Source organism: Intestinimonas sp., assembly GCF_026169115.1.
GTDB lineage: Bacteria > Bacillota > Clostridia > Oscillospirales > Oscillospiraceae > Intestinimonas.
Window position 1 is genome coordinate 20,818 of record NZ_JAPFEA010000109.1, and the last position, 8,763, is coordinate 29,580.

Consider the following 8,763-nt stretch of genomic DNA (forward strand, 5'->3'; position numbering starts at 1 on the left):
TTTGAGAATGGAGCAAGTAATCGTGGACTATGTTTACCCCTTGCTCTCTGTCCTGAAAGACGATCGTGGCAATCGATATCTTTGTATGTGTTTCGATACGCGCGGAACGCAACAGTGGCTAATTACGCCAGTTTCAAGTAGTGTCTTAACTGGGTTATTACAAAATAAAACTACGCTCGCACTGCCATTTGAAGATTCGTCTACGAAAAAAATTTTAGTTAACATGGACTACCAAACGAGGGCCGAAACATTTCAAGTGCTTGACGCTTGTCAAATTCCAAAAGAAGATCTTCCGGAAGCCGGAGAATATCTGGATGCTGAACCCGAGGAATGGGACGAGTATATTAAAACGCTGAACGAGAGGGACTGTTCGAGCAAAAAGTATGGCCTCACACATCAATATCGGAGTCGATTGAGCAGAGCACCTTCTATAATATGGATCAACATTTCTCAATATCCAAGAAAAGTGGGGGGGTATGTAGCATGCGTGGGAAGATAAAAAAATCTGAATTTATGCAATTTGATTTTTGGACTTCCCCCAACGCCGAAGCCCCCATAAATTTGAATTGCTCCTATGATTTTAACCCACAGTACCCACGTGGAACGACTGATAAAATCCTTGCTATTGTGGTGAGTTTTCGAGCAGATGCGCCTGAAGATGTAGTCCACTTCTACGCACAATGCCGAGTTATATTTGATTTTTCTCAAGAAGATGACCTACCCAATGAAGAAGATCTTATCGCAGAAAATTACCGTGCCGCATATCAAAGATTTTGCGATAAAGCGAACGAAGCTTTGCTTACGCTTGGTCAAAATCGCTTTGATTTTCAAGAGATTTAACAGAATGACAAATGTACAACCCACAGGTCTAGAAAGGATCTGTGGGTTTTTTCTTGAGAGAAATATCAATAGACATTATTAGAGGCAGAACAGTGTAAAAAGAGGTGTAGGAGAGTCGAGCATTCCTCGATCACTCCTACACCTTGACCGTTTTGCCCTGGAACTACGGGATAATTGGTTTTATTATACGCACATTTAGAGTATGTCAATATATTCTTGATCTGCTACGCTGCTTCAACGAGGGTATTATTTACACTTCAGCATGGTGGGACAAGGTCTCCGCTTGCAAAGGCCGGAATTATAGGGTAGAATACAGTCGATAATCAATTATTATCTATCACTTGAGGATGATCCTGAATCATCCTTGATCGGGAGGTAGTTGCGATGATTTTCTTTTGCTTTTCCAGTAAGGATCGGCTTCAAATTGTGGAAGCCATGCTTTTTCATATAACAAATTATGAACTGCCAGTTTGGTATGACAGACACAAGATGCTTATGGGCGATGATCGCGATTACAAAAATTTTGATGACGGAGTTGACCAGTGCGAATATGCCATCACCATCGTCAGTCCAAACGCCATAGCGTCGATATGTGCACAGGAAGAAATGGAACTAATCCACAAACGTTGTGAAGCAGGTAAAATGACAGTGTTTCCCGTGTTCTATAACCTGAAGGCCAATGAACTTCCTGCTCAACTCCAGTGGATGACAAAATTGGTCTATAAAGAACTTGATGCAAGCACAGATGTGCACAGTGCATGCAATCATATTATTTGTCGTGTTCTTTTGGACGAACTCGAGAAATACAGGATCAAATCCGTCAATAATTTCTTGGAATTCTGTGGAAATAATTCTGCTCTGAGCTACCCTGCCAAACTACTTAAAGCCTATTGCAAGGTGAGTGATGACAACAGAGATGCACAAATCACCCTGCTGTATGCTGTGTGCCTGTACATCCGAACACAATATAATCTAAACAATATACCAGCATTTTACTATGCAGGTATAGACCGCCTGTTTGATGAAACGCGCTTACATCTTCCGATTGATTTGCGGGAGACATTGATATTTGAGCGCCTAACACTTTTGCTTACTAATGCGGTTCTTTTTGGGTATATCCCGTAAAATTGATATAATCAATTCAGAAAGTTTAGCAGGATCTCGTTCGCTGTGAAGCTTGTCTATTTTTTTAGACAAGTAGTAATATTGGTTGATGTTGTTCTTGACCTCTTTCCAAATCACTTCAGCTTCATACCCCGTTGCACCTACCGGGATAATGGCAAGGCCAGATTTCTTTGCCAACTCATACTCCATATAGACACCACGGCTAAAGTGCCCAGTTGCATCATAGCCACCTTCATCCGCTGTTGATTTGCTTTGCCCAAACATAAAAATGGCCGCACTGCAATCAGCTTGCATTATCCTCCGGTATCGAATTTTTGCATCGTCATCCAAAGCCAAATGGAATGGGAATGGACGCATGGACAAATATCTAGATGTGTTGGTTATATTACGTTCGGCCAAATACTGATGGGCATAACCTGTAAGGAAAGTTCCCAGGCGTTTGCCAACACCAGTGGCGATGCGAAACTCGCTCTCATAGAGATGTTGAACCAGTTCATATGAAAGTCTATCTGCAAAATTATTAGTCTCCTCAGGAACAGTGTCAAAGGCTCCTGAGATAAACACCTTTTTTTCACGAACTTTTAAGCTTAGTTGTAATATTAGGTGCGGAATGTCCTCTTTACGAACAGCCAAGCATTTTATATTGTAACGTTTATGTAGATCCTCAAAAAAATATTGAGTTTTGGCGGTTACACGTTCATCCACAAGCATAATTGCATAGTGGCAACCACCTGCTGTCCCAAGATACTCCGTCAGCGAACTTAGACAATCAAGGACTAGAGCGTCAGAGAAACTATATCCGACAAAAAGGAAGGTATTTGCAACTAATTCTTTTTTTAGAAATGTTAGAAAAAGTGAGTGCTTTTTAGTGTAATGCTCGTAATCATCTTTTGTTACAATCATTTGTGTTGGCTCGGAAATATCGCCATTCATTTTATAAACACTAATCTTAGCATCTCTAGAAATTGAGGCTAAATCCATATCATTGACAATAGAATTATATCCTATGTATCGTTTATCAAGGCCATTTTCAATCAATCTATCATAGTTGGTCGTCCAAATGCTACTGAATGGGATTTCCAGCAAATTGTTTAGAACATCGCCAGGTTCTGCAAACCGGTTAATGGCTTTACTGAAAAGCTGGCGCAATTCAGAGTCACTGTGGCGATTGGAGTAGTATTGCGCAATTGAAAAGAGATCCGTGTCATCATCAATGTTTATACCAAGTTCTTTTGCGCAGGGAGCAAGGAGTGCAGACCAGCTTGGAAAACCAGATTCCCTGGACACACCGCTTCCTAGGAACAAAGATGCATCACCACTGATCACTTTCTCTGCATATTTATCGAGAAAATGATCTATATCTTTTTTTGTTTCCTCTAAAAGCTTAACCAAGATAGGATTTCTTTTCCCCACTATACCTTTACCTCCCAATCAAGGATAATTCGGGATCATCCTCAAGTGATAGATAATAATTGATTATCGTGTGTTCTGGACCAAGAATAAACGGGCTGCCAGTCATCACTGGCAGCCCGTTTATTCTTGGTCATCACTTGCTTGTAGGGGGCGGTGGTAATTATTATTTGCTTTTTTGATGGTATATTTCTTTCAAATCTTGTACTGCAATTTCTGGCTCTAGGGTATGGAACATCATATAATTTCGCTTCATGGTCCTTTCGTTTGCCTGGCGGTAGATTTCCAAGCTGCTCTCCCCGGTCAAGTAGTGCCAATAGCGGTATAAATACCCGATCCAAAAAAGGATTTCTTTTTCATATAGTGCACCTGTAACAGGTAAAGTTGGAACTTCAGATTCTAATTCCTCTAAAAGGTACTCCTCCCCAGACCATTGCATTCGGTTATAGACTGAATCCAGTGATTTAGCCAGTCTGGACCGCATGAATGAAGATATGAAGGGCCCGCTATCATAACACGCTTTCCGGGACAACTCAAACAGCCTACCCTGAACATCGCATATTTTAAGCTGTAAACTATCCATTATACATTCTCTCCTGCTTAGCTCATGATTTCATCGAAATATCGTCCTTCTCTACGATGGATTTTGCATATTTCATTGGCAAGGGAGATACCCTTGCTCCTGTTCTGCTCACTAACTTCCTGCAGGCAAACTCGTTCCAAATGGGACAACGGCACCTCTTTTTCAATTCTGATATTTTCGCAGGCGTGCTCAGTGATCGCCACATATTGGCGGCCCAGTTGTAAAGCAGACAAACTCTGAATCAGAGCTATATCTGTTATATTTCCTAAAAAGAAGTTATCCAGCACATAAAACATGCGGTCATTCGCAATGGCGCCTATCAGTACATCATTTCCCTGTGCCATTTGCGCGCAGTGCTGATACAAAGGGATTCCTTTGATCGACTCCATCTTTCCACGGTAGAACGCTACAAGCATGGCCCAATCGAGGTCAGGGGGGACTTCAAAAACCGACAGATCAGTCAAATCTATGGACAACACATAGAATTTGGCCTGCTCGAAATCACAAATGAGGGTCAGGGGCTGCACTGGATCTGTCCCCATATAGAATCCTCGGCCAAAATCACATTTGTCCCGGCTTATAGGTGCGATCGCGCCAGTCAGGCCGCTCTTGGAGCCATGATAAAGAAGAACTCGATTTGGTACCAGCGAAACAAAAGACTCTTTCCGAATATGGTCCATCACCAGCTGGTAGAGCTGGATGCCGTGATCTGAGCAGAGACGCATGATCTTATCCTGCGTCTTTCTTCCTGGAACTGTACGGCCATTTTCCCATCGATTAACGGTGGCGAACGTCGTTCCGAGAAGATCTGCAAACCGCTCTTGGCTCAAACTAAATGCGCCCCGAATTTCTCGTAGTAACTGTTTCATATCATGTCCTCATCGCCTATAACATTTTTGACAATAAAATTATATAAAATGTTATATCCGAAGTCAACAGAATGTCATAGATCTCTATCAGAAAAATACACTATTTCTTTCTGCCTCAAAACAGCACTTGCAATAATGCAAAAGAGTAAGTAAAATGTAAGAAGGAAAGACTTTCGATAGATAATCTCTAATTATCGGTTGTTTAAGCATGAGGTAATGAGCTGATTTGGCATAGCACCTGATTACTGGGGAGGGACATAGCCATGGAGCCTGAAGAGATCCGCGTTTTATATTTAGCACATTACGCCCCGGCGACACCAGATACTCCTCTTCCAACAGGCGTGAGGGATCTGGTCTACGCTAAATACCACTTCAAAGTATTTCAGATATTGAAGAAACTGTTTCCCCTGACAACTTCTTGCTGTGATCCTGAGATCATGCTCCGTAGCGACTTGTCTGTAGATTATATCTTCTCACTATACAACAGAATGCCTTTTCGCAACTCAGAGGTTTTTGTGTCTTCTGTTGCGGAATATCACAATATTCCATACTTAGGGGCTCGCCCAAATATTCGCGCCCTTGCGGAAGACAAACACTTAGCGAAAATGATGGCCAAATATGCGGGAGTGGAAACGCCGGCGTGGCAGATATACAATGTGGGGACAGTGCTAAAGCCCCCTCTTTTTGAACCTCCGTATTTCTGCAAACCGCGTTTTGGTGCTGCTTCGGTAGGGATAGATGCGTCATCAGCCTGTGTATCTTGGAGTGCCGCCCAGGACAAAATAAAAGAACTGCACTCTATGGGTATGGATGTGATTGTAGAGCGCCAAATCAAGGGCGTGTATCACACAAATCCGGTTTTAAGCAATTTTGGAGATTTCATGTATCTCCCTTGTATTGCACAGCATTCTACACTGGATGGCGGGATTGTCACATACGAGCAAAAACGAAAAATCGCCCCGGGGTTAACCCGAGAGATTGTTGGAGATAAAAGTCTACAGTCCCGGATTCAGGCCGCTTCAAAAAAGATGTATCCGTTGGTACAGCCGCTGGACTATACTAGATTTGATTACATTGTCGAGGAAAGCACAGGAATCCCTTATTTTTTGGAGTTTAATGTGTGCTGCAATTTAGGAGAACACTCTACGGTAAGCCAAGCCGCGAAATCCCTAAACATTGGGTACGAGGAACTGATAGAGAACATTACTTATTCAAGTCTATACCGTTCCGGACTATTAAACGATACTTTTGGAAAGCAGTTTTAGGGGATCCATATACCAATACGCCAGACCGCATGGCGAATACAAGTCACGCCAGTCATGCTGTATAAGTTTTTTGCCTGAGTTCATGAATTCTTGGTAGCAAAGTACCGCATGTGTTGTATGTTCTGGGAAATAGCGGTCTGGGTACGCCGAAGCTTTCGCGAGATGTCCTTCAAGGGTCTTGTTGCCATGCAAAGATTCAACTAACAAGTAATTGACATAAAATTTTTGGCGTACTCGATCTAATTTATGAAATTCTACTTCTTGTTCGATATCATTGAGTCGTTGAATAGCACAATCTGTGTTTCCCATAACTGCTTCCACACATGCGAGGTTGATCGTTGAAAAGATCCTGGGCATTGAGTTCCGCCCGAATCGTTGTGCCAAAAGCAGGTATTGGTAAGCAGTCTGGTATTTGCCCAGCAAAAAATAGCAGATACCAAGATTATTGTAGACAATATGAAGGTTGCTCCGAGGAAACATCTCAAGACCATCTCGCGCCTTTTCCAGTACTGTCAGTGCACGGCGGTAGTCCTTCGTTTTGCAGAGCGCATTCCCCTGATTGCTCAGGGTTGTATAATATCCAAAGTCATCGTGATCAGCAAGAAAGTCATTTAGTGCTTGTGTGTATAAATCTTCGCGATATTCTCGATATGCAGATGTAGAGTTGCGGACAAGATACCCATGCATTGGGCTGTCCGGGAACAAGTCTTTTCTTTCTTCGTAGACCGCCTGCGCGTCAGCCAGTCTTTCCATATGGATATAGGTCGAGATTAGGAAACTGCTTAAGAGATTTTGCTGGCCAGGATCCTTGCTATTCTGTATGGCTCGCAATAATGCAGTCTCTGCTTCTTCAGAACGTCGGACCCTGTTCAAAAGAGTCGCTCGGAACGCTTCGATATCTGCTGTGATTTCGTCATCAGATACGGAGTCTATCCACGCAAACGCTTCTTCAAATCTACGTTCCCTGCAGAATTTGATTCCGGCGAGGAGACAATCACTGCGCCGACCTTTCTCAAGATGGGCATTATCCATCAATTCTTGTGGTACTTCTTTTCCGCATATGATGGCTTGATGAAGATATGTTTTCGCATCATCGGGAGTTGTACAATTCAACTCCCGAGAGAGTCGGTACCGAAGTTCAGCATGACTTTGCCCACTGTTTCTGCGAGACAAAAACTCGTACACGATGTTTTTGTAAAAAAGTTGATCACTGATTTGACTAAAAATATTCTGAAGTAGGGGATTATGCCGGCCTTTCAGTAGCCACTCCCGTGGGCCACCCTCGATAAGCTCTTTCTCCTGCAGCATACTGATAGTACTTTGGAAGGTTTCTGATTCATTTTCTGAAAACACTTCAGACATTGCGATGATTTGGTACAAGGTATCTTCGTCTATAGGACCACCCCAGATTTGGAGAATCAGAACAATGGCTTTCTCCCAAGGCGTCATTGTTAGGCTGGGTGAATGATTCTTCATATTTCTGATTTCTTTTATAATCGCATGGATGTTCTGCTGAGTCTTGGAAATGATTGCTGAAGCCTCATCAGTGGAGAGCATTATATCATAGAGCGCGCCCAATTCCTTTATAAGTTTGACCTGTGGCCGGTCAAAATCAATGTGGGCAGAAAAATCTATACCTTCTTCAAACAGGTAATTTTCAAGTTTATCGTACTGAGGGGTCTCCTCAGTGCGGATTAAAATACAGTAAACAGACCTAGTTTTCAAAAGCTTTGCCAATAGTTCAAAAGACGATTCTTCTAACGATTCAACAGTGTCTATAACAATCAAAAAGCGGTGCTCACCTTTTCCGAAAAACTGTATAAGCAGTTCGTCCATTGCCGAGGGATAGACCCCTGTATAGATGGGCACCGCTGCACGCCTTTCCGCCAGTCTCCCAAGTGCGGGGCCGATATAAGGGACGCATTCCAATGCTGCAGAAAGCAATGAATCGCTGTGCTCGCCCCATTTTCTATCTGCGAACTTTTGAAGCTCCTCCAGATGTTCAGACTGTATCAGACATGTCAGAAGTAACTCAGAAAGGGACTTCCCAATTGATGCATCGATATAAAACATATTTTCACCGAACAGAGAAGTACAGAACGCATAAATTCGCTTTTTCACAAAAGAAGTTATACCGCTCGCGTGATATGTATATATCCAGATAGGGGTTGCTCCATTGAGAAGGTAGTCGCGGAGAGATGAATATTCAATTTCCCTATTTGCATAGTCCATATATATTTCCCTCCGACATTTAATATCTGATTATTGTTAAATAACCGATAATTAGAGATTATCTATCGTTCCAAGTGGCAGATTCAAAGGTGACCGTTGCAAGGATAGAAATGTCCTGCAACGGTCACCTTTGGATAATGCATGAGATACTTTCGGTTTTAGCCGTCAAATATCCTTTCTGCCGCTGTTAGCACATCAGTAATTTGGATGAAATGGGCTCGACCTTATATATTGCTTTTTAGAGGTGTAATGACATCTTACCTCTCGGATGCAGTTGGCTGAGAAGATCAGCCTGCCGCTGAGCGGCTACATGGGTGTAGATCTGTGTCGTTGAAATGGAGCTGTGACCAAGCAGGCACTGTATATACCGGATGTCCATTCCGGCCTACAGAAGTGTGGTGGCGAAGGTTTGGCGGATCATGTGCGGCGTTGATACATA

9 protein-coding genes are annotated in these 8,763 nt (G+C 42.7%); 4 read left to right on the top strand and 5 right to left on the bottom strand.

Annotated features, from left to right (window positions below):
- The first annotated feature begins 7 nt into the window (after positions 1-7).
- The 3 genes from Q0Y09_RS09700 to Q0Y09_RS09710 all read left to right on the top strand — a co-directional run bounded on the left by Q0Y09_RS09700 (position 8) and on the right by Q0Y09_RS09710 (position 1,965).
- Complete coding sequence (locus tag Q0Y09_RS09700) at positions 8-499, top strand: DUF6575 domain-containing protein (RefSeq protein ID WP_297720849.1); 492 nt, start codon at positions 8-10, stop codon at positions 497-499.
- Entirely contained in the window at positions 484-840 is a 357-nt protein-coding gene (locus Q0Y09_RS09705) for a hypothetical protein (RefSeq protein WP_297720852.1), read from the top strand. Before Q0Y09_RS09700 ends, Q0Y09_RS09705 begins: the two co-directional genes overlap by 16 nt.
- A gap of 384 nt (positions 841-1,224) precedes the next feature.
- The gene (locus Q0Y09_RS09710) at positions 1,225-1,965 is read left to right on the top strand and encodes a toll/interleukin-1 receptor domain-containing protein (protein ID WP_297720855.1); all 741 of its coding nucleotides are present in this window, start codon (positions 1,225-1,227) and stop codon (positions 1,963-1,965) included.
- On the opposite strand, the gene Q0Y09_RS09715 is transcribed toward Q0Y09_RS09710, so the two are convergent.
- The 3 genes from Q0Y09_RS09715 to Q0Y09_RS09725 form a co-directional block, all read right to left on the bottom strand.
- A complete protein-coding gene (locus Q0Y09_RS09715; protein WP_297720858.1) occupies positions 1,918-3,378 on the bottom strand; it encodes an SIR2 family protein in 1,461 nt (486 codons plus the stop codon). The genes Q0Y09_RS09710 and Q0Y09_RS09715 overlap by 48 nt on opposite strands.
- Before the next feature lie 163 nt (positions 3,379-3,541).
- Positions 3,542-3,958, bottom strand: coding sequence for a hypothetical protein (locus Q0Y09_RS09720; protein WP_297720861.1), 417 nt, complete (start codon positions 3,956-3,958; stop codon positions 3,542-3,544).
- 17 nt (positions 3,959-3,975) lie between these two features.
- Positions 3,976-4,827 (bottom strand): DUF3990 domain-containing protein, encoded by an 852-nt coding sequence (locus Q0Y09_RS09725; protein WP_297720863.1) that lies wholly within the window; start codon positions 4,825-4,827, stop codon positions 3,976-3,978.
- 263 nt (positions 4,828-5,090) lie between these two features.
- On the opposite strand from Q0Y09_RS09725, the gene Q0Y09_RS09730 reads away from it, so the two are divergent.
- Complete coding sequence (locus Q0Y09_RS09730) at positions 5,091-6,092, top strand: hypothetical protein (RefSeq protein WP_297720865.1); 1,002 nt, start codon at positions 5,091-5,093, stop codon at positions 6,090-6,092.
- Here the strand turns inward: Q0Y09_RS09730 and Q0Y09_RS09735 are convergent.
- Positions 6,063-8,324, bottom strand: a complete 2,262-nt coding sequence (locus tag Q0Y09_RS09735) for a hypothetical protein (protein WP_297720868.1) — start codon at positions 8,322-8,324, stop codon at positions 6,063-6,065. The two genes, Q0Y09_RS09730 and Q0Y09_RS09735, sit on opposite strands and share 30 nt — an antisense overlap.
- Before the next feature lie 238 nt (positions 8,325-8,562).
- Entirely contained in the window at positions 8,563-8,703 is a 141-nt protein-coding gene (locus Q0Y09_RS09740) for a tyrosine-type recombinase/integrase (RefSeq protein ID WP_297720870.1), read from the bottom strand.
- Between the last annotated feature and the right edge of the window lie 60 nt (positions 8,704-8,763).

Excerpts from the sequence above, each read along its gene's own strand:
- Q0Y09_RS09720 (WP_297720861.1), bottom strand. The coding sequence starts at position 3,958 with ATGGATAGTTTACAGCTTAAAATATGCGATGTTCAGGGTAGGCTGTTT.
- Q0Y09_RS09735 (WP_297720868.1), bottom strand. The coding sequence starts at position 8,324 with ATGGACTATGCAAATAGGGAAATTGAATATTCATCTCTCCGCGACTAC.
- Q0Y09_RS09725 (WP_297720863.1), bottom strand. The coding sequence starts at position 4,827 with ATGAAACAGTTACTACGAGAAATTCGGGGCGCATTTAGTTTGAGCCAA.
- Q0Y09_RS09705 (WP_297720852.1), top strand. The coding sequence starts at position 484 with ATGCGTGGGAAGATAAAAAAATCTGAATTTATGCAATTTGATTTTTGG.
- Q0Y09_RS09740 (WP_297720870.1), bottom strand. The coding sequence starts at position 8,703 with ATGGACATCCGGTATATACAGTGCCTGCTTGGTCACAGCTCCATTTCA.
- Q0Y09_RS09710 (WP_297720855.1), top strand. The coding sequence starts at position 1,225 with ATGATTTTCTTTTGCTTTTCCAGTAAGGATCGGCTTCAAATTGTGGAA.
- Q0Y09_RS09700 (WP_297720849.1), top strand. The coding sequence starts at position 8 with ATGGAGCAAGTAATCGTGGACTATGTTTACCCCTTGCTCTCTGTCCTG.
- Q0Y09_RS09730 (WP_297720865.1), top strand. The coding sequence starts at position 5,091 with ATGGAGCCTGAAGAGATCCGCGTTTTATATTTAGCACATTACGCCCCG.